Origin of the sequence: Peribacillus sp. NPDC097224 (genome assembly GCF_044761985.1) — a bacterium.
GTDB lineage: Bacteria > Bacillota > Bacilli > Bacillales > DSM-1321 > Peribacillus.
Window position 1 is genome coordinate 67259 of the sequence record NZ_JBIWDK010000011.1, and the last position, 20796, is coordinate 88054.

Below are 20796 nucleotides of genomic sequence, written 5' to 3' on the forward strand. Positions count from 1 at the left end.
ATTATTTTACGAAATCCACACGTTCATTACCGATGTTGCCTAGCAAACCTTGACGCTCATTCCAAGTCATAGGGGCTAGATCGCTGGCCATTTCAATCATGTCAATCGCTCCATCGACCGGACACACGATTGAACAAAGGTTACAGCCGACACAATCTTCTTCACGCACTCGTAAAAATGAGTTGCCTGAAGTGTCCTTTAACATATCAATACATTGGTGGGAAGTATCTTCACAGGCTATATGGCATTTATTGCAGTTGATGCACACATCATTATTGATGCGGGCCACGACTTTATAATTCAAATCCAGATTTCCCCAGTCGGAGTAGCGCGATACGGACTTACCGACAATGTCCATTACAGAAGCAATCCCTTTTTCATCAAGGTAATTGGATAATCCATCAATCATGTCTTCGACGATCCGGAAACCATGATGCATAGCGGCTGTACAAATCTGTACGCCAGTCGACCCCATCAATAAAAACTCGACCGTATCCTGCCAGTTAGAAATCCCCCCAATACCGGATATCGGGACATTAATCCCTGGGTTCCTTGCGCATTCAGCCACCATATTCAAGGCTATGGGCTTCACTGCAGGACCACAGTACCCGCCATGGGCCCCTTTTCCGCCAACATGGGGGATTGTATTCCAGGAGTGAATATCCACCCCTGCAAGGCTATTGATCGTATTGATCATACTAATTGCATCCGCACCGCCTCTTACGGCTGCTTCTGCCGTAACCGTGATGTCCGTAATATTTGGGGTCAGCTTGACGATGACAGGTTTCGAGGCCGCTTCCTTCGCCCAATATGTTTGCTTTTCCACCAGTTCAGGTACCTGCCCTGAAGCAGCCCCCATCCCTCTTTCGGCCATGCCATGCGGACATCCAAAATTCAGCTCGTAACCATCAACGCCTACATCCTCTATCCGTTTGATAATTTCATGCCACTTTTCCTGTTGTGGCTCGACCATTACGGACGCTATGATTGCGTGATTGGGAAACTTCTTTTTCGTTTCATATATCTCTTTAAGATTCACTTCAAGAGGTCGATCCGTAATTAGTTCAATATTATTGAATCCAGCAACTCTTTGGCCGTTAAACCCAACGGCTGCAAAGCGGGAAGAAACATTTAGGATTGGATCCCCAAGCGTCTTCCAAACAGCTCCTCCCCATCCGGCTTCAAAAGCCCTCTGCACTTGATAACCCGAATTAGTTGGTGGTGCCGAAGCAAGCCAAAAGGGGTTAGGAGATTTGATACCTGCAAGATTAATTGATAAATCAGCCATTGATACGCCTCCTAGTTATTGTTTTATTAAGCTATATCTTCTGTCTTGCTCATTAACACTCCGTCAATTTCATAGGCTGTCATTTTCCCTTGCTGGGCAGCGGAAACGACCATAGCCTCTCCTTGGCCCTTCCCAAATATGACATCGCCACAGGCGAACACTTTTTCATTCGACGTCTTATAGGAGTCTCCAGTTAAGGTAACGACACCTCCATCGTGATCGATGTTAAATTGTTCAAGTAGACCAACATAACGTGATTGACCAATCGCACGAATCACACCATCGGCCGGAAGGATGAACTCAGAGCCTGCAATTGGAACCGGTCGTCTGCGACCATCTTCCCCTGCCTCACTCAGTTCCATCTTCACACATTCAATGCCTGTTACCTGGCCCTTTTCATCGGCAACGATTCTTGAAGGATTCGTCAGCCAATGGAATCGGACACCTTCCTGTTTGGCAAACTCATATTCAAAATCATACGCCGTCATTTCCGCCTGGGTCCGACGATAAATGATACCAGCCTCTTCAGCACCAAGACGGACCGAGCAGGTTGCAGCATCGATTGCTGTATTTCCAGCTCCAATGACCATCAGCTTCTTCCCAACGAACTTATCGGTGATATCCTCCGTTTTCGTTGCTTTTACGAAATCGATTGCATCGTAGACTTCAGCCAAGTCCTCCCCTTCAATCCCAAGCTTTGGTACATCCGACATACCAATTGCCAAAACAACGGCATCATAGTCCTTAATCAGTTGGTTAGCGGAGATATCCACCCCAACCCTTGAATTCGTTCGGATCTCGACATCAAGGTTCTTTACTTGATCGACTTCCCAATAGGAGATGTGCTGAGGTAATCGGAAAGACACTATTCCGTAAGTGTTTAATCCGCCAGGGTTCTTTTCTGCTTCGAAGATGGTTACGCTGTAGCCAAGCAAGGCCAATTCCCTTGCTGCAGACAAGCCTGCAGGACCACTGCCGACAATGGCAACCGTTTTGCCATTCTTCTTGCCAGCCTTGAATAGAGCTTGTTTATTTTGAATGGCCCAATCTGTGGAATAACGCTGGAGATCGCCAATAGGAATTGGCTTTGTAGAATGATTTAGAACACATGCCCCTTCACATAACTCTTCTGTCGGACATACCCGCGCACAACTGGCACCGACTGGATTAGCCGTCATGATCGTTTTGGCCGACCCTTTTAGATTTCCTGATGCGATTTTTTTTATAAAGGTCGGGATGTCAATCCCTGTGGGGCAGGCCTGGATACAAGGAGCATCATAACAGTATAAACATCGATTAGATTCTTCCAGTGCCTCTCTTGGGGTTAAGCCCCTCTCTGCCTCCTGAAAGTTTCTCTTCAAATCGTCTTTTAACGAGCTTGTCATATCCATCTACTATTCTCCTTCCAAAAAATTATTGTGGAAAATAAAAAAGGAGGAATTGCCTATAGTCAATGAACTAGCAATATCCTATCCCTACTTTTGATGATTTATGGCTGTAGCACTGTCATTTTTATCTTACAGGTTACATTTAAAAAATCACCATTAGCCCCCTACTTATTCATGAATCTCAAAATTAAATGAATATTCTTTATTTTATAATGATAGATAGGGAGTTACATTATACAAAGTGTAAAATAATGCGGACAACTTAATGTGCACTATGTCATGTTTCTTTACAAAAACTGATAAAAAAAGTCAACGTCCTACACTTCTCGCTACATTCTCGACATCATTCCTAAGGTCTTAGTAAGGGAATATCAAACAATCTACTTATCAACAGGTTGTCCACAAAAAAAAAGCCTTGAAAACTTTTTCAAGGCTTTTTGAAAGTTATCCACAAGTTATACACAACTAAACGATATATGTATAACTTGTGGATTCATGGTTACGGAAATCTTTCAAAACATTCTATTTAAATTCAGTTCAGTGCCTGGAAAAAACATCAGGATTTTTCAATCACGTAGTTATGATATTTTTCATAATCGGTCTTCTTGCATTCAAGCTTTAGCTTGGTCCCATTTTCCTCATATTCCGTTTCCGTTATATGGCCATTATCATTGAAGTAAGATACTAGTTTTCCCTGGTCATATGGAATCAGCATTTCACAATGAATATAGTCCATGAATACATGGCTACGGATCTGATCAATCAATTCCTTAAGGCCTACCTTCTCTCTGGCCGCCATATAAACGGAATCACGGTTAACCTTTGGAATGTCCATATCGGTCAAATCCGCTTTATTATAAGCAAATATGGTCGGTATCTCTTTGATGCCAATATCTTGTAAAGTCTTTTCGGTAATCTCTATCTGTTGTTCATAATTAGGATTGGAATAGTCCACAACATGGATTAATAAATCTGCTTCCACTACTTCTTCAAGGGTAGACCGGAATGCCTTTACCAGATGGTGTGGTAGTTTAGACACGAACCCGACTGTATCTGTGAGTAAAAACTCCTTGTTATCTGGCAAGGGAATGTTTCTAACGGACGTCTCAAGTGTAGCGAAGAGCATATCCTTCTCGAGTACCTGCTTCTCGGATGTCGGTTGGAACATCTCCATCAATGCGTTCATGATGGATGATTTCCCGGCATTCGTATACCCGACTAATGACACAACAGGGATGGCATTCTTTTTCCGTTGTTTCCTCTGTGTTTGACGGTGTGCTACAAGTTCCTCCAATTCCTTATTCAAAACACTGATGTTTTCCTCAATCCGCCTACGGTCAAGTTCAAGCTGCTTTTCCCCAGAACCCTTGTTCGTTCCCACTCCTCCACTTTGTCGACCTAACGATTCTCTTAAGCCGATAAGGCGTGGAAGCATATATTGAAGTTTTGCCACTTCTACCTGGAGCTGTGCTTCCTTCGTTTTCGCCCGTTGTGCGAAGATGTCCAGGATCAAGATGGAACGGTCGATCACCTTGCAATCCATATCCCGCTCCAAATTACGAAGTTGTGAGGGGGATAATTGATCATTGAAGATAACGACATTTGCCTCTTTATATTCAACTAGCGCCTTTACTTCCTCAATTTTACCTGTACCGATGAAATGTGAGGAAGTGACACGATGTAGATTCTGTGTGATCGTTCCAACCACTTCTACCTCACAGGCTTCGGTTAAATTGGCGAGCTCCTCCATCGAATATTCAAAATCCTTTTGACCGTTCAGATTGACTCCAACTAATATTGCCTTTTGATGTAATTCCATCTTTCAAATCCCTTCCTTTAATACCTTTGATCTATTCAACAACCGTACCTAACGATGGCATGCATTCCTTTAAAAGTCAGCCAAATTGTAGCATACTACCTATCCTGTTCATAGTTTTAACCTGGCTATGCATTCAATATATCCTAATGTCCATTAAAATAACAAAGTCCGGGAACTAACATCCGTTGGTGGTTCTAATTCTTAATGATGGATTGTGGTCTAACAATTCCAAAGAATAATGGAGGCACTTTTCCAGAGTTTCACATGAAACGTTTAGATATAGCAAAGGGCTTCTGGATTCCCTTCAAGAAATCCAGAAGCCCTTTATCTATTATTCTTTTATTCTGAGCAACCTCAGACTATTCAAGGTCACGAGTAACGTCGCACCCATATCCGCAAAAATCGCCATCCAAAGTGTCAGCCAGCCCGGTGCAATCAACAATAAGGCCAATAATTTAATCGCTAATGAAAACGTAATGTTCTGCTTAATGATTTGTAATGTCTTCCTGCTTAATGAGATGGTGTAGGGCAATTTCGATAAATCATCACCCATTAGAGCGATATCGGCTGTTTCAAGGGCCGTATCCGTACCCGCTCCCCCCATTGCAATTCCTACCGTGGAAGCCGCTAAAGCAGGGGCATCATTAACACCATCGCCAACCATGGCCACTCGGTTATACTTCTGTTTCCATTGTTTGATGAAGAATAGCTTATCCTGCGGTAATAATTCTGCTTGAATTTCATGAACGCCCGCCGCTGTTCCAATCACATTCGCTGTCCCGATATTATCACCGGTCAGCATGATTGTTTTTTCAATCCCTAAAGCATGTAATTTACTGATAGCTTCCTTACTGCTTTCTCTTATTTCATCCGCAACGGCAACCAGGGCTAGAATATTAGTTTGATTACCGAGAACTATAACTGTCTTTCCTTCATTCTGATAGTTATTGATCAGATGTTGAGCCTTTTCAGAAATGGTTAACCCCACTTCATCAAAGAGTTGTGGTTTTCCAATATAATAGACTGCCTGATTGATTGTTCCTTTTAACCCTTTGCCTGTCAATGCAGAAAAATCATCTACCATCAGAGAACGATAGTCTATATCCTGCAGATCCGCTTTCTGAAGAATGGCCGTGGACAATGGATGTTGCGAGCGGCTTTCTAAAGCAGCCGCTATTTTCAAAGCATCCCGTTCGCTCATTTCATCCACCATTACGGAAAAGTTAGTCACTTCAGGTATTCCCTTTGTCAATGTTCCCGTTTTATCAAATGCAATCGCCTTCAAAGCTCCAGCTTCCTCCAGATGGATTCCACCTTTAATCAGAACACCGTTTTTCGCTGCATTTCCGATAGCTGTAACAATGGCAATGGGTGTGGATATGACCAAGGCACATGGACAGCCGACAACTAACACAGTCAATCCGCGATAAATCCATTCACTCCATTCTCCGCCCAGCATCATTGGTGGAATGGTTGCAAGTGCCAAAGCAATCAGCATGATTGCCGGTGTATAGAATTTTGCAAATTTATCAACGAACGCTTGGGAAGGGGCTTTTTCCGCTTGTGCCTCTTCTACAAGATGAATAATCTTTGCAATCGTCGTATCCTCAACCCTTTTCGTGACTTCCACTTCCAAAAGACCTTCGCCGTTCAACGTACCAGCAAACACTTCTCCTTCGACCGTTTTAAATAGTGGCACCGATTCACCAGTAATGGCCGCCTGATTCAGTGTGGATGCACCTTTTATGATCCTTCCGTCCATCGCAAGCTTCTGGCCCGGTTTGACAATCATGGTGTCTCCCACCTCGATTGCATCGACAGCCAACATCATTTCATGATGGCCCCTCCTGATTAGTGCCTCTTTAGGGGCAATATTCATAAGGGACTCAATGGAATTTCGAGCTTTATCCATCGAATACTTTTCAAGCGCTTCACTTATAGCAAATAGAATGACGACAGTGGCTGCCTCGCCCCATTCGCCAAGTATAGCCGCTCCAATAATGGCGACCGTCATCAGCGTATGCATATCAAAACGAAGTCTTACGAGATTTTTCAACCCATTGATGAATAAGGAGTATCCACCAACTAAAATGGAAGTGGCATAACCCAGAACCGGCAAAAGACTACCCTCGCCATATTGATGTTCCAAAATCCAACTGATAAAAAGGAGGATAGCCGAAAGAAAAACCTTAATGTTTTCTTTTTGCTTCCAAATTGGTTCTTTTATTGTCACCTGCTCTTGTTCAGTACGAATTTTCAGGTTATCAAAGGCTCCAGCCTTCTCAATTTCTTCAATCGAAGCACTTCCTGAAATAGAAATCTTCGAAGCCCCGAAGTTGATTTTTGCCTCCTTCACACCTTCAAGTTCCCGGACATTGTTTTCAAATTTGGCTGCACAGTTCGTACAGGACAGCCCTTGAATCCGATAAGTCTTTAATTGGGAATCAGCCATTGACCCTCACCTCCCGCTGATGTGCTATCGCTATAAGGATTAATTGTTTTATATGATCATCGTCTAAAGAGTAAAAGGCTAACTTTCCCTCTTTTCTGTATTTCACAATTGCATGTTTATATAGAGTACGGAGATGATGAGAAGTTGTTGCCATTGACGCCCCAATGATATTTGCCAAATCACATACACATAACTCTTCATCCTCACAAAGTGCATACGAGATTTTCACCCTGTTTTCATCACCGATTACTTTAAACAACTTTGACATACTTGAGATATCTACCTGACCGATTTCCTTTTGGATACGGTTCACCTTTTCTTGATCATGCAGATGAACTTCACACATATCCTTCATCTCATCCATCTTCTCACATCCATTCATTCAAACCTACGTTTGATTATAATATACCACATTTCACATTATACTCAAACCTGTGTTTGAATGTGTATGAATAATGGTCCCTGACTCAAAAAAAGAAGTTCCCGCTGTCCAACCTCTTCATTTACAAATTCTTTTTTCTGAAAAAACTATGTTATACTAGGTAGACCTTTTTAAGCGATTTACTTTACTCATTCCATTTACCCTACTCAACATTGAGCAGGGTTTTTTATTATTGAATAAAACAAAAAAGGCAGACCCTAGTAATAGGGTCTGCCTTTTTTGTTTTTAGAAATTATGCTTTTTGAACGTTAGAAGCTTGAGGTCCGCGTTGACCTTGTTCTACTTCAAAAGTAACTTCTTGACCTTCGTCTAAAGATTTGAATCCTTCGCTTTGGATAGCTGAGAAATGTACGAATACATCGTCTCCGTTTTCGCGTTCGATGAAGCCAAATCCTTTTTCTGCGTTAAACCATTTCACTTTACCTTGTTCCATTGTTGTTGCCTCCTAGTGCCAAAGCACATTGTATTACTATCCTTGCTCTAAGTCATCATCGAAACGAAAAGTAGTACTTTTAGTATCCTTAGTACCGAACATGAATAATTAACCTAAGCATACCATCAAATGGTAGGGATTGCAAATACTTTAAGCAATCTTTTTCAAAACAAAAGTACTTGCACACTTTTAAAACAAGATTCGTCTCTTATCTTTGCTCCTCGGGCGTTTAGTTCCTTCCATCGATTTCATCAGTTCCTACCCTCTTTTTCAGGTCTACAGCTTCCCGCTACCGCTCTATTCCATCTAATTTTGCATCCAATACTTTTGTCCAGTTTGTCAGGCCGATTTTCAATAGTTTTTCCGCTGCCACAGCCGGACTCATGGCGTACCCGTTCCTTACCCAAAAACCCAAATAACCGATGGTGCCATAGCTCGCAAATAGGGCATAGTCTGGATCCTGGAACACTTCTTGTAAATGTGCTGCAAGCTTATCTGATAATTTTTGAATAGCGTCCGCCTCTGCAAATTCGAGTTCATAAAATGAGCGATATTTGAAAATATGTTCACATAAATGGAGGGTGATTGGCTTACCCCATTGGTAATCCATCTCATAAAATGACAAGAACCGGTCGTTTAACTTCCGTCTCACCTCATCCATCAGTTCGTATTTGTCTGCAAAATGCAAATAAAATGTGGATCGGGAAATGCCCGCCTTTTGAACAATTTCTTTCACAGCTAACTCTTCAAAGCTTTTCTCAAATAAAAGCTGTAAATAAGCGGCAACTATCGATTCTTTTGCCGTTTCCATTTTTGACACTCCTCTGGACATTTTTAGTGGAAATGTCTTGCTTATTTTATTATAAAACCGTTTACACTAAGTTTATATCAAGTTTAGGGGGAATTGAAATGGATAAGCATGTGTATGTAATTACAGGCGGTTCTGGTGGTATGGGTAAAGCCACTGCAGAACTGGTAGGCAAAAAAGGAACCATATTGTTGGCAGATGTTTCTGAAGAACGTTTAATCCAAACAAAAGAGGAATTAGCGACTAAAGGTATAACTGATGTCCATTATCAAACTGTCGATATTACATCAAGGGAAAATGTTGCTGCTTTAGCTAAAAAATCTGCCGAACTTGGGATATTAAAAGGATTGGTTCACACAGCCGGGCTGTCACCGACGATGGCCAATTCGAAACGTATTACAGAAGTGAATTCTGTTGGCACCGGAATTGTCCTAGATGCGTTTCTTCCACTTGCTACAGTAGGTACTGCTGCGGTATGTATCTCTTCGATGAGTGCCTATATGGCGCCCCGTCAAGGTCCTTATACGGAAATTTTAAAACAGCCTTTAACCGAAAACTATATTGAGACCATGGAGCAATTTACACAAGGCGACTCAGGAGCGGCTTACAGCCTATCTAAATTAGGGGTTGTCTTATATGTGGAAGACCAAGCGTGGGCTTGGGGTGAAAAAGGTGCACGTATCTCATCTATCTCTCCGGGTACCATTAACACGCCGATGGGGCGTCAGGAAGCATCCCAACAAGAGCAAATGAAAACAATGCTCGAACACACACCACTCCGCCGTGAAGGAGAAGCATCCGAGATCGCAACAGCTGTGGAATTCTTGCTTAGCGATGCAGCTTCCTATATCACTGGCATAGATTTACGTGTGGATGGTGGTACAATCGCGAATATTCATCGCATGAAGACGCAAAAATAAAACTCCAACAATAATCTTACAAGACAAGGGCCATCCAACATTGATACTTTGCTTATGTCGGGTGGCTTTTGTTCTTCCTATTCCATTCTGATTAAAAAGTAGCTATCCGTTTAAACCGTTTGGAGCAACTGGTTGGAACCATTATCGAATACATGTCATCAATGGATTCTAGACTTGCGGTATCCATCAAATACATTTAATGCTGCGGCTAAAATGAAGATGGTAATTGAGCCTCCTACAATCGCATTTCGAAACTGCATGGCCGTTGTATCGGATAAACTCCCCATATATGTAAGGAATTCAGGGTTCATTACATCCGGATTACTTACAATGACAATGAATCCGATGGTTGTCATCATTTCAAGAACCAAATTGAAATTTGCCAGTTTTTTTGTCCATTGCCTTTTGATACTCTTATAAAAAGCTAACCAGATTTCCATGGCGATCACCAAAAGAATGAACGGCCAATAGTTAAGTAGGATATCCTGTTGGAAGACCGGAATCACGAGTTCGATCCTATCTCCACCTTCATACACCCCGACAAATTGATTTGCATAAAAGTATACCGTCGTCCAAATCGCTGTCCACATCAGTCCACTGAATACATTGAACCTCGTAATCTCTTTCTTCTTGTGAATGTAAGGGATACTTCTCAAATCATTTGGGGTCCATTTCTGTAGGCTTGCCGATAGTGGACTTTGGTCCTTTCCTTTATCCGTTCGCTCCAGAACCGCGAAGACAATCGTCACCCAGAAGAAGACTTGAAAGCTGACTTCAAGGACCCGCAATATGCCTTCGACTATAAGGGTAATCACTTTAGGAATAACTGCTTCATCTTGGCTAAACCCCATAAAAGAATCGATAATCAGCGAAATGAGTGCAATGCCCGCTGCTATGGGAAAAACCACTTTCAATAGTGAAATATATAAATCATAATAACGCGGTCCGATCAGGTGCATCGGCTGAGCCCGATACCCACTAGCCACTGTCGCTGGGTTCCCCAATTCGCCCAGAACCTCCTCCACATCCAGTTCACTATAATCATCAGGAAGCATCTCTTCAATGGTTGACCGCAACTCGAGTGCAATATCCCTGCGTTTTTTTTCAGGCAACCTGCGTGTGACCTCTTGTATATAAACCTCAATTAAATCCAACATCTTCCTCCCCCTTCAATAGGCCAAAAAGTTTTTCATATTGCTTATCTAACGATTGATTTACCATTATATGTTATAGGGTACTTGACATATATTATGTATCACACACTATTGTGGTGGGAAGGAAAATTGATATATGTCCCTGTTTTTATTTTTCCATTTAGATATTCTCTTTCTTTCGGACATAAAAAAACCCATTTAGATAATGGTATCTAAATGGGTAAATAAATTTTTATAAACATTTATAGATATGACGCACAAATCATTTCTACTTATTCAACCGTTACACTTTTCGCAAGATTACGTGGTTTATCCACGTCACACTCCCGGTGTAGGGCAGCATAGTACGCAATGAGTTGAAGCGGGATGACAGAGATAAGAGGTGTTAATAGTTCGTTCACTTCCGGGATGACAAAACGATCATCTTCTTCTTCCAACCCTTTCATTGAAATGATGCAAGGATTAGCGCCACGGGCGACGACTTCTTTGACATTCCCACGGATGCTTAGATTGACTCCTGCTTGCGTAGCAAGAGCGATAACAGGTGTGCCTTCTTCGATTAGGGCAATCGTTCCATGCTTAAGCTCACCGCCGGCAAACCCTTCTGCCTGGATGTATGAGATTTCTTTCAGCTTAAGCGAACCTTCAAGACCCACGTAATAATCAAGGGAACGACCGATGAAGAAACAATTACGCGTAACAGACAGGTATTCACGAGCAATCTCTTCCATCTCTTCTTTCGAATCGCAAAGAGCTTCCATGCCTGTCGCAGCTATTCCAAGCTCTTTGACAAGATCGAAATCAAATGCAAGGTTACGGAACTGGCCAGTTACGTTCGCTAATATCGCCAATACCGCTACTTGAGCCGTATAGGCCTTAGTAGAAGCCACGGCAATTTCAGGACCTGCATGTAATAAGAGCGTATAATCTGCTTCTCGTGACAGCGTAGAGCCCGGTACATTTGTGATGGTCAATGCTTTATGGCCAAGCTCTTTGATGGCCACTAAAACTGCACGGCTATCTGCCGTTTCCCCACTTTGCGAAATGAAGATGAACAGTGGCTTTTCGGATAATATCGGCATATTGTATGTGAACTCTGATGCTACATGCACTTCAACCGGAATTTTAGCCATTTTTTCAATGAATTGTTTACCGATTAGGCCTGCATGGTAGCTTGTTCCACAAGCCACGATATAAATACGGTCTGCCTCGCTCACTGCTTCTGTAATATTGTAATCAATCGCCAGTTTACCTTCTTCGTTTTGGTAAGATTGAATGATTTTACGGATAACAGTAGGCTGCTCATCAATTTCTTTAAGCATATAATGTGGATACGTACCTTTTTCAATATCACTGGCATCGAGTTCCGCCGTGAATGGAGCACGAAATACTTCTTCGTTGGAAAGGTTTTTAATTGTCACTTTTTCTTTTGTGACAATAACCATTTCTTTATCCATTAATTCAAGGAATTGATCGGTAACTTGCAGCATAGCCATTGCATCAGAAGCGATAACGTTAAAGTCTTTTCCAACACCGATTAGGAGTGGGCTTTTATTTTTAGCAACAAAAATCGTTTCTTCGTTTTCAGCATCCAATAGGGCAAGGGCATACGAACCTTCTAAAAGGGTAAGCGTGTGACGGAATGCCTCTTCCACTTCCATGCCGTCATTCACGAACTTCTCAATAAGCTGAACGATGACTTCCGTATCAGTGTCGCTTTTAAAAGCAACATCCTTCAAATATTCCCGTTTTAAAATCGCATAGTTTTCGATGACCCCATTATGAACTAATGTCAGGCGACCTGAGTTACTTTGGTGAGGATGAGCATTATCACGACTAGGTACACCATGAGTGGCCCAGCGAGTGTGTCCAATCCCTGTATTCGCCGAAGTCCCTTCATCCACAACACCGCGTAAGTCTGCAATCCGTCCCTTTTCCTTGAAGACCTTGATGCCTTCCTTATTTTGCACAGCTATACCAGCAGAATCATACCCACGGTACTCTAACTTTTCAAGACCTTTTAACAGGATTTCTTTCGCGTCATTTAGACCAATATATCCAACAATTCCACACATAATTTCTGTTCCTCCAACTGATTAGAGGGAACAGGAATGCACGAGGGCATCCCTGCCCCCTCATCTCTGATATTTTTATAAAGGAAATACCCGAAGGCTTTTTCCCATTGTACATTTCCAACTCTTTGTGCAGTCGGTTGCCCCACTGTTTTAAAATTGGAATTATTACGGCTGTGTACTTCAGCCGGGAGGTATCCGCCGAACATTCGATACTCCTCCTCCTCGTCAACTAAACCCGTCTCGACCCAGTTTAGTTCAGGCGCTTTAGTTTTCCTATTATCTTCCCTGGCCTCCTTTTCCCTTATAACCATTTTATGGTAAAAGTAGTTGTAAATCAGGATAATCATACCCTATACATGGGACATAGGTCAATTCTTTACTACCATTAAAACAAAATATGATTCTTAATAAAAATATGCATAAAAGGAAATTTTCGTTCCCCTTTATGCATAGGTTGTTTATTCGTTTAGTCCCATTTCTGCTCTTACCGTTGCTACGATGCGGTCTACATAACGCGTACATTCTTCAATAGTAGGCGCTTCAGCCATAACACGGACAAGCGGTTCAGTTCCAGATGGCCGTACCAGAATCCGGCCGTTACCACCCATCTCCGCTTCCACTTCTTTTATGACTTCCTGTACTTTTTCATTCCCCGTTACCCCATGCTTGTCAGTTACTTTAACATTAATGAGTGTCTGCGGATATTTTTGCATCTCACTCGCAAGCTCAGATAGAGGTTTTTGCGTCTCACTCATGATGTTCACAAGCTGTAAACCCGTTAATAAGCCGTCCCCAGTTGTATTGTAATCCAAGAAGATGATATGCCCGGATTGCTCTCCACCAAGATTATACCCACCTTTACGCATTTCTTCCACTACATAGCGATCGCCAACTGCTGTTTGAGCACTATGTATACCATGTTCCTCAAGCCCTTTGTAAAAGCCAAGGTTACTCATGATCGTAGAAACCACGGTTCCTTTTTTCAATCGATTATTCTCTTTTAAGTATTTCGCACAGATATACATGATTTGATCGCCATCTACGATATTTCCTTTTTCATCAATAGCTATTATGCGGTCGCCGTCGCCATCGAAAGCAAGTCCAACATCTGCCCCTTTTTCCTTCAAGAATTCAGCCAGAGCCTCAGGGTGGGTAGAACCGACCCCATCATTGATGTTCAAGCCATTCGGTGATGCCCCCATTGTCGAAATATCTGCATCTAAATCAGCAAATAGATGCATAGCCAAGGAAGATGTCGCACCATGAGCACAATCAAGCGCAACATGTATGCCTGTAAAGTCTTCGTCCACCGACTGTTTTAAGTATTGCAGATATTTTTGGCCGCCTTCAAAGTAGTCATTTAAATGGCCTAAGTCTCCGCCTGTAGGACGCGGTAACTCATCATTCTCCAGATCAAGCAATGCTTCCACTTCCGCTTCCTGTTCATCTGAGAGCTTGAAGCCATCCGGTCCAAAGAATTTAATTCCATTGTCCGCTACAGGATTATGAGAAGCTGAAATCATAACACCCGCTTCAGCACTTAAGGCTTTTGTCAGATAGGCCACTCCCGGTGTCGAAATGATGCCCAGTCGCATGACTTCAGCGCCGATGGATAATAATCCGGCAACAAGAGCACCTTCTAACATTTCCCCTGAAATACGAGTATCGCGCCCTATTAATACCTTTGGTTTTTCTGAATTCTTAGTAAGGACATAGCCGCCAAAACGGCCTAGTTTAAATGCCAACTCCGGCGTTAACTCCGTATTTGCTATTCCCCTAACTCCATCTGTTCCAAAATATTTACCCATCTGTATCGCTCCTTCTTCAAATCATTACTAAATTAAATGATGTTAAGGCCAGGTTACGTTTCTTCCTCTTCTTGGGCCATGGAAACTGACACTGCAACTCTTTTAGAATCTAATTCCCAAGATACTCCCGCGGGGACTTTAACTGCCAGTTCAACATCATGCTTACCTTCATCTAAATTACTTACATCGACCGTGAGCGAAATGTCGTCTTTAGATATTTTTTTTAGATCTTCCGCTTTCCCATTCAATGTAATGCTCATCACATCCGTATCCAATTCCACTTCTTGATCATCCTGTTTACCTACCGGGATTATTTTCAAGTTGGTGAAAGTTTTGGATTCCGTGGTTTCCGGTTCAACCTTATCTACCGTTTTTTCTTCTTCGACAACTACTTCTTCTGCCTCTTCTTCAGTATCCTTATCTTCCACATCCACTTTTTCGGTACGAATCTTCACCGTAGCTTTACTTAAGGACATTTTCTGCACACTTTCAGGTTTTGAAAGATTAAGTTCCATTTCGGTATCTCCATCTACTTTCGAGATATTGACTGGAAGATTTAATGCATTTATTTTATCCAATGATGCTTCTTGTCCATATAGAGTTACCTCTGTAGGGTCGACACTAATACTCTTGATACGAACTCCGGCCTTGGCCTTCCCAGTTTGCTCTGGCACGATTGATACCTTTTTGGAAGGAATACTGACCTTTAACGAAACTGCCACGGAAGCTGGCTCAATCGCGACATCTAATTTATTCAAATCCCGGTCTAGCGCTTTTACCGTTGCCTGCCCGTTCACCGATTCGTTTAGCCCTTTCCTTATTTCAAGGTTGGCCTTTACATAGGATATTTTTTCAATTACATCTTTGGCACCCGTAATTTTTACGGTTTCAGGATTTACTGTTGGCTGCCCAGCGGTATACCCTTCCTCCAGTAATGAACTGTTATATTCTGCATCGACCTTAAACTCTTTCGTCATCCGTTCCTGAACATTTACTTCCGCATATTCCGGATCTATCGTTGCCACGAGCTTTTCATTTAAATCGCTTATTTTAAATGTGACAGTTCGGTCCCCCATCGAGATTTCGGGATCGGAAAGATCTACATATACTTTAAAATCCCGTTGGCTTTTTGCGTTGATCAGAAGGCTTTTTGCCCCCTTCAATGTGACATCCACCGTTTCAGGTACGCCGCTGACCACTAAATTTTCACGATCATAGTACACTTCAACCGGAACATTTTCAATGGTTTCCGTACCATTCTCAGGCGCAGTGGACAATCCAAGGGACTTTTTATCGGACTCCATCTCGAAATTAACGGATATAAATAATAGAGCAGCCAAGGCGAAAGCGACAATTCTCATAAACCAAGCGCTATTCGTGAATTTATCCATTTTTCTTCCCCCTCCAATTCCAGATACCCGAGGAAGTTGTTTTGACATTCTGCAATACCAGTTCACTTGTTAGCATGGCTCTAAATGATTCCTGATTTAAATCGCGGTATAGCTCCCCATTTTTGGTGACAGAGATACCTCCCGTTTCTTCAGAAACAACAATTGTTACACTATCTGTTACTTCACTCATTCCAATGGCAGCCCTATGCCTTGTGCCCAGCTCTTTTGAAATGAACGGACTTTCCGATAAGGGCAGATAGCAAGCTGCTGCTGCGACTTGATTATCCTGTAAAATAACAGCCCCATCATGGAGGGGTGTATTCGGAATGAAAATATTAATGAGCAGTTCAGAAGAAATATAGGACCTTAAAGGAATTCCCGTTTCAACGTAATCACCCAGTGCCGTTCCTTTTTCAATGGTAATCAAGGCTCCAATACGCCTTTTTGCCATATACGTAGAGGCCTTTAGAATTTCTTCTACTAAACGCTCTTGTTGATTCTCTTCCGGAGCACTGCCCCTTGAAAAGATCTTTCCTCGTCCTAATTGTTCAAGTGCTCTTCTCAATTCAGGCTGGAAAATGACGAGAATTGCCAGAACACCCCAGTTCATGACTTGTTCCATTAACCATCCGAGTGTATTGAAACCAAACAGATTGCTCAAGCTTTTCACAATGACAATTACAAAAATTCCCTTTAGCAGTTGTATGGCTTTCGTGCCTCGAATTATAGTTAACAATTTATATATCACAAACCAAACAAGGAAAATATCAATGAAATTTACTACATAGTCCCAAACATTCAAATTGGATATAGACATGTTGTTTCCTCCAGTCCGTAATACTCCAAAAACACAATAACCATCATTATGTAATAACCTTAATAGTATACCATTTTTTAAATCATACTTCTAAAACTAGTACAGAAATTTATATGGGAAGTAGTGCTAGTAACCACTATTTTTGTCTGGATACAATATAAAGCTGAACAAAAGCACCGTTCTGATTAGAACCATGCTTATGCTCAGCTTCATTATTCCCCATCTCTTTCCTCTTTTGAAGAAGGAAGTAGAGATGTTCCAATATCCTTTATTTTGTACCACATCCACTCAAAGGCTTGGTCTATGACTTCTATATCACCGGTAACATTTCCTGCCTTGGCCATATACTCCTGACCATTAATGACTGTCACATTCCCCTTTACTTCGCCCTCTATGCGTATGTCCCCATTTTGAACCACAACGTTCCCTTCAATGGTTTCCCCACTAGGGACAATGACGGTTTCCCCTTCTACCAATAAGTTAGGTTGCTTGGAGACGGAAAAATGTTCGTCCTGATTATAAGTGGAAAAGATCGATCCTGTCATTAATACAATGAACATCGCCGCGGCTGTCATAAACGGATGAGCCTTAAACCATCTCTTTGCCCCCGTAGCCTTCTTTTCCTTAGGCAATTGGGCCATTACCCTTGCCGTAAAATCATCCGGGGCCTTGATATGGGAAGTGCTTTGTACAAGGGCAACTGCTTTTTTCATTTCATTGAAAAAATCTCGGCATGCAGGACATGTAAGCAGATGGTCCCTTAAAATTTCTTTATGCTCGGGTTTAATGTCCTCATCTAAATAATCATGCATATAATTAATGATTTCCTCGTGGCAGTTCATTTTTCTCACCTTCTTTTTATAAATGGCGCAGTTGTTTACGCAAAGCTTCTCGCCCACGATGTATTCTCGTTTTGACAGTGCCTACCGGCAAATCAAGAATCTCACTGATTTCCTTTAACGATAATTCCTCAATGTATTTTAATACGATGACCGAACGATACTTTTCCGGCAACTTCATAATTTCGACCTGGATGGTTTCCTGAAGCTCTAACGACTCTACTTCTTCCTCTGGCATCGCCATGTCCGATGCAATTTGAGAATACATATTCAATCCCTCTGTACCAGTGACTTCCGCATCTAAATAGTAATCCGGCTTTTTCTTACGAAGTCGGTCGATACAGAGGTTCGTCGCTATGCGATATAACCATGTTGAAAACTTCATATTGATATTGAAACTGCGAATGTTCACAAAGGCCCTTACAAAAGCTTCTTGGGACAGGTCTTCAGCCTCCTGCCGGTTTCCAAGCATTCTAAAACAGATTTGAAAAACTTTATCCTTATAAATTTCGACTATTTCCCCAAATGCATTGTGGTCTCCCTTTAACACTTGGTTTATTCTCTCTTTAACAAGTCCATCCATTTTTGTTTTTTACCCCCGCTTCATGCGGCTATACGATTATTACGAATCGCAAGCTAAAAGGTTTCATAATTTATTACTTTTATTTTAGCAAACTTTTACATTTTATGTTTAAAACGAAAAAAACAAGGATATATATAGTAAGAAATTGTAAAAATAAAGGAAGTGAACCTTGATAATGACTGCAGAACAAATACTAGATAACATTGAGCGATATAGACAGAAAATGATTATCTTAGCTTCCCGTTCCTCTATGATAGATAACGAAGTGGTCGAAGTGAGTAGCAAACTTGATACCCTGATGAATCAATATTTTCAATTGACCCAAAGCGGAACGAAAAAGCAAACAGTAAAGTGAAGAGGGAGATTGCCTTGGAATCATATAACGTTACCTTCGTTCAACATTATCTAAATCATATACTTTTGTATTCTAGCATATAGAAAAACAGTAACCCATAAAAAAACCGGTTACTGTTTCTTTTATATATTGCGTTAAGTTATAATAGCTTTTCTCCAAATAGAGAACCCATCAGGGCTACCGCCACGATCGCCGTTTTATTACGCTCGTCTAGTACGGGGTTTACTTCTACAAACTCAGCTGAAGTAATCAACTCTGACTCCGCAAGCATTTCCATGGCCAAATGACTTTCCCGATAGCTTATCCCCCCAAGCACTGGTGTTCCTACTCCAGGTGCCTCTGCAGGGTCTACCCCATCAAGATCTAGGGATAGATGAACCCCATCCGTTTTATCACGTAAGTATTCAATGCATTCTTCCATCACTTTCGTCATACCAAGCCTATCAATTTCATGCATCGTATAGACCTTGATGCCTTTATCACGTATTAGTACCTTTTCTCCTTCGTCCAAGGAACGGGCTCCAATAATGACGATATTCTCTGGTTTCACCTTTTGTGCATACCCATGCAGATTAACTAAATCAGGGTGACCGAGTCCAATGCTGACAGCGAGTGGCATGCCATGTATGTTTCCTGACGGAGAAGTCTCCTCCGTGTTCAAATCTCCATGGGCATCATACCAAATTACCCCTAAACTCTCATAATGCTTCGAAATCCCAGCAAGTGTTCCTATTGCTATCGAATGATCTCCCCCAAGAACTAGAGGGAATGATCCACTACAAATAATTTCATCTACCCTTGCTGCTAATTGTGCATTCCCCTTAGAAACAAGTGATAGATTCTTCAAGTTTGAGCCAGCCTCTTCAGACGTCCCGGGCCTCCCCACTATGATGTCTCCTAAATCTTCCACTTCTAACTGCAATTGTTGGATTCGTTCGACAACACCTGCACAACGGAGTGCACTTGGCCCCATATCAACCCCACGCCTTGTTTGACCAAGATCCATGGGAAGACCGATAACTGAAATTTTTTGAATAGACATACTATTCCCCCTTTCTGTTATTTTATAACTGTTAAGGAGAATGGTTCAACCGGACATTTTTATGTATAAAGATACAGCCATAGAAAGTTGTTTTTCAAAAAAAAAAGCCTTAAACCGAAGAGGTTTAAGGCGTAAGTGTTGGTGTATGTAGTTAGATGGTGGAGCCTAGCGGGATCGAACCGCTGACCTCCTGCGTGCAAGGCAGGCGCTCTCCCAGCTGAGCTAAGGCCCCTAAGTATAAAATCTAATAAAAATAAAGCGAAAGACGGGATTCGAACCCGCGACCCCAACCTTGGCAAGGTTGTATTCTACCACTGAACTACTTTCGCATATGGCTGGGCTAGAAGGGATCGAACCTTCGCATGACGGAATCAAAATCCGTTGCCTTACCGCTTGGCTATAGCCCAATATATGTAAATTAATAGTTAGCAAAATAAAAAGCGGTAATTATATATTCCCCTAAAGAAGAAAGTATATAACTGAACCACATTTTTTTGAAAAAAGATGGTGGAGGGGGGCAGATTCGAACTGCCGAACCCGAAGGAGCGGATTTACAGTCCGCCGCGTTTAGCCACTTCGCTACCCCTCCACATATAAGTGAAACATGGTGCCGGCAAGAGGACTTGAACCCCCAACCTACTGATTACAAGTCAGTTGCTCTACCAGTTGAGCTACACCGGCAAATCAATATTAAAAATGGTGGAGGATGACGGGATCGAACCGCCGACCCTCTGCTTGTAAGGCAGATGCTCTCCCAGCTGAGCTAATCCTCCAAAAAGTGAATTGAAAATGGTGACCCGTACGGGAATCGAACCCGTGTTACCGCCGTGAAAGGGCGGTGTCTTAACCGCTTGACCAACGGGCCGTAAAAATTTTTAAAAGGTAGTTTGGGAAGCTCCCAAGCGGATTCGAACCGCTGACCTCTTCCTTACCATGGAAGTGCTCTACCTACTGAGCTATGGAAGCATATGGCTCCGCAGGTAGGACTCGAACCTACGACCGTTCGGTTAACAGCCGAATGCTCTACCACTGAGCTACTGCGGAATAATATAATGTTTCCTAAAACTCTTAGAAGATATAAATCATCTGCTTGGCGGCGTCCTACTCTCACAGGGGGAAACCCCCAACTACCATCGGCGCTGAAGAGCTTAACTGCCGTGTTCGGAATGGGAACGGGTGTGA

At 42.2% G+C, this 20796-nt stretch carries 18 protein-coding genes, 9 tRNA genes and 1 rRNA gene; 2 read left to right on the forward strand and 26 right to left on the reverse strand.

The window, feature by feature from the left end:
- Window position 1: 1 nt before the first annotated feature.
- From preA to ACIQXR_RS18035, 7 genes are all read right to left on the reverse strand, one after another.
- Window positions 2–1288: an NAD-dependent dihydropyrimidine dehydrogenase subunit PreA gene (preA, locus tag ACIQXR_RS18005; protein WP_402875559.1), complete on the reverse strand. Its 1287-nt coding sequence runs from the start codon at window positions 1286–1288 to the stop codon at window positions 2–4.
- A 26-nt stretch (window positions 1289–1314) separates the two neighbouring features.
- Window positions 1315–2673 carry an NAD(P)-dependent oxidoreductase gene (locus ACIQXR_RS18010; protein WP_402875649.1) on the reverse strand — a complete coding sequence of 453 codons (1359 nt, stop codon included), beginning with the start codon at window positions 2671–2673 and terminating at the stop codon, window positions 1315–1317.
- 559 nt (window positions 2674–3232) lie between these two features.
- A complete protein-coding gene (gene hflX, locus ACIQXR_RS18015; protein WP_402875557.1) occupies window positions 3233–4495 on the reverse strand; it encodes a GTPase HflX in 1263 nt (420 codons plus the stop codon).
- A 331-nt stretch (window positions 4496–4826) separates the two neighbouring features.
- Complete coding sequence (locus ACIQXR_RS18020) at window positions 4827–6947, reverse strand: heavy metal translocating P-type ATPase (RefSeq protein WP_402875555.1); 2121 nt, start codon at window positions 6945–6947, stop codon at window positions 4827–4829.
- Entirely contained in the window at window positions 6940–7302 is a 363-nt protein-coding gene (locus ACIQXR_RS18025; RefSeq protein ID WP_402875647.1) for an ArsR/SmtB family transcription factor, read from the reverse strand. The genes ACIQXR_RS18020 and ACIQXR_RS18025 overlap by 8 nt, the downstream gene beginning before the upstream one ends.
- Window positions 7303–7621: 319 nt before the next feature.
- On the reverse strand, window positions 7622–7822 hold the full coding sequence (locus ACIQXR_RS18030; RefSeq protein ID WP_034304915.1) for a cold-shock protein: 201 nt from the start codon (window positions 7820–7822) through the stop codon (window positions 7622–7624).
- 289 nt (window positions 7823–8111) lie between these two features.
- Window positions 8112–8633: a TetR/AcrR family transcriptional regulator gene (locus ACIQXR_RS18035; protein ID WP_402876098.1), complete on the reverse strand. Its 522-nt coding sequence runs from the start codon at window positions 8631–8633 to the stop codon at window positions 8112–8114.
- 98 nt (window positions 8634–8731) lie between these two features.
- On the opposite strand from ACIQXR_RS18035, the gene ACIQXR_RS18040 reads away from it, so the two are divergent.
- A complete protein-coding gene (locus ACIQXR_RS18040; protein ID WP_402876099.1) occupies window positions 8732–9550 on the forward strand; it encodes an SDR family oxidoreductase in 819 nt (272 codons plus the stop codon).
- 158 nt (window positions 9551–9708) lie between these two features.
- On the opposite strand, the gene ACIQXR_RS18045 is transcribed toward ACIQXR_RS18040, so the two are convergent.
- The 8 genes from ACIQXR_RS18045 to sigW all read right to left on the reverse strand — a co-directional run bounded on the left by ACIQXR_RS18045 (window position 9709) and on the right by sigW (window position 18217).
- On the reverse strand, window positions 9709–10704 hold the full coding sequence (locus tag ACIQXR_RS18045; protein ID WP_402876118.1) for an HAAS signaling domain-containing protein: 996 nt from the start codon (window positions 10702–10704) through the stop codon (window positions 9709–9711).
- Between the two features lie 272 nt (window positions 10705–10976).
- Window positions 10977–12779 carry a glutamine--fructose-6-phosphate transaminase (isomerizing) gene (glmS, locus tag ACIQXR_RS18050; protein ID WP_402876101.1) on the reverse strand — a complete coding sequence of 601 codons (1803 nt, stop codon included), beginning with the start codon at window positions 12777–12779 and terminating at the stop codon, window positions 10977–10979.
- Window positions 12749–12985, reverse strand: coding sequence for a hypothetical protein (locus ACIQXR_RS18055; protein ID WP_402959269.1), 237 nt, complete (start codon window positions 12983–12985; stop codon window positions 12749–12751). The genes glmS and ACIQXR_RS18055 overlap by 31 nt, the downstream gene beginning before the upstream one ends.
- Before the next feature lie 252 nt (window positions 12986–13237).
- Entirely contained in the window at window positions 13238–14587 is a 1350-nt protein-coding gene (glmM, locus tag ACIQXR_RS18060) for a phosphoglucosamine mutase (RefSeq protein WP_402876104.1), read from the reverse strand.
- Between the two features lie 53 nt (window positions 14588–14640).
- The gene (locus ACIQXR_RS18065; RefSeq protein ID WP_402876106.1) at window positions 14641–15978 is read right to left on the reverse strand and encodes a CdaR family protein; all 1338 of its coding nucleotides are present in this window, start codon (window positions 15976–15978) and stop codon (window positions 14641–14643) included.
- Window positions 15971–16795: a diadenylate cyclase CdaA gene (cdaA, locus tag ACIQXR_RS18070; protein WP_402876108.1), complete on the reverse strand. Its 825-nt coding sequence runs from the start codon at window positions 16793–16795 to the stop codon at window positions 15971–15973. Before cdaA ends, ACIQXR_RS18065 begins: the two co-directional genes overlap by 8 nt.
- Window positions 16796–17007: 212 nt before the next feature.
- Window positions 17008–17637: a zf-HC2 domain-containing protein gene (locus ACIQXR_RS18075; RefSeq protein ID WP_402876110.1), complete on the reverse strand. Its 630-nt coding sequence runs from the start codon at window positions 17635–17637 to the stop codon at window positions 17008–17010.
- 16 nt (window positions 17638–17653) lie between these two features.
- Entirely contained in the window at window positions 17654–18217 is a 564-nt protein-coding gene (sigW, locus tag ACIQXR_RS18080) for an RNA polymerase sigma factor SigW (RefSeq protein WP_402876112.1), read from the reverse strand.
- Between the two features lie 175 nt (window positions 18218–18392).
- Here sigW and ACIQXR_RS18085 point away from each other — a divergent pair, with 175 nt between their 5' ends.
- Complete coding sequence (locus ACIQXR_RS18085) at window positions 18393–18572, forward strand: aspartyl-phosphate phosphatase Spo0E family protein (RefSeq protein ID WP_402876114.1); 180 nt, start codon at window positions 18393–18395, stop codon at window positions 18570–18572.
- A gap of 139 nt (window positions 18573–18711) precedes the next feature.
- Here the strand turns inward: ACIQXR_RS18085 and rocF are convergent, their stop codons facing one another.
- The 11 genes from rocF to rrf all read right to left on the reverse strand — a co-directional run.
- On the reverse strand, window positions 18712–19614 hold the full coding sequence (rocF, locus tag ACIQXR_RS18090; RefSeq protein WP_402876116.1) for an arginase: 903 nt from the start codon (window positions 19612–19614) through the stop codon (window positions 18712–18714).
- Between the two features lie 156 nt (window positions 19615–19770).
- Window positions 19771–19846, reverse strand: a tRNA-Ala gene (locus ACIQXR_RS18095).
- 25 nt (window positions 19847–19871) lie between these two features.
- Window positions 19872–19943: transfer RNA gene (locus ACIQXR_RS18100), tRNA-Gly, on the reverse strand.
- A gap of 3 nt (window positions 19944–19946) precedes the next feature.
- Window positions 19947–20021 (reverse strand) — tRNA-Gln (locus ACIQXR_RS18105).
- Window positions 20022–20119: 98 nt separating this feature from the next.
- Window positions 20120–20203: transfer RNA gene (locus tag ACIQXR_RS18110), tRNA-Tyr, on the reverse strand.
- A gap of 16 nt (window positions 20204–20219) precedes the next feature.
- Window positions 20220–20295, reverse strand: a tRNA-Thr gene (locus tag ACIQXR_RS18115).
- A gap of 16 nt (window positions 20296–20311) precedes the next feature.
- A tRNA-Val gene (locus ACIQXR_RS18120) sits at window positions 20312–20387 on the reverse strand.
- 17 nt (window positions 20388–20404) lie between these two features.
- Window positions 20405–20479 (reverse strand) — tRNA-Glu (locus ACIQXR_RS18125).
- A 28-nt stretch (window positions 20480–20507) separates the two neighbouring features.
- Window positions 20508–20580: transfer RNA gene (locus tag ACIQXR_RS18130), tRNA-Thr, on the reverse strand.
- A gap of 3 nt (window positions 20581–20583) precedes the next feature.
- Window positions 20584–20658, reverse strand: a tRNA-Asn gene (locus tag ACIQXR_RS18135).
- 44 nt (window positions 20659–20702) lie between these two features.
- Window positions 20703–20796 (reverse strand): 5S ribosomal RNA (gene rrf / locus ACIQXR_RS18140); the annotation flags it as partial.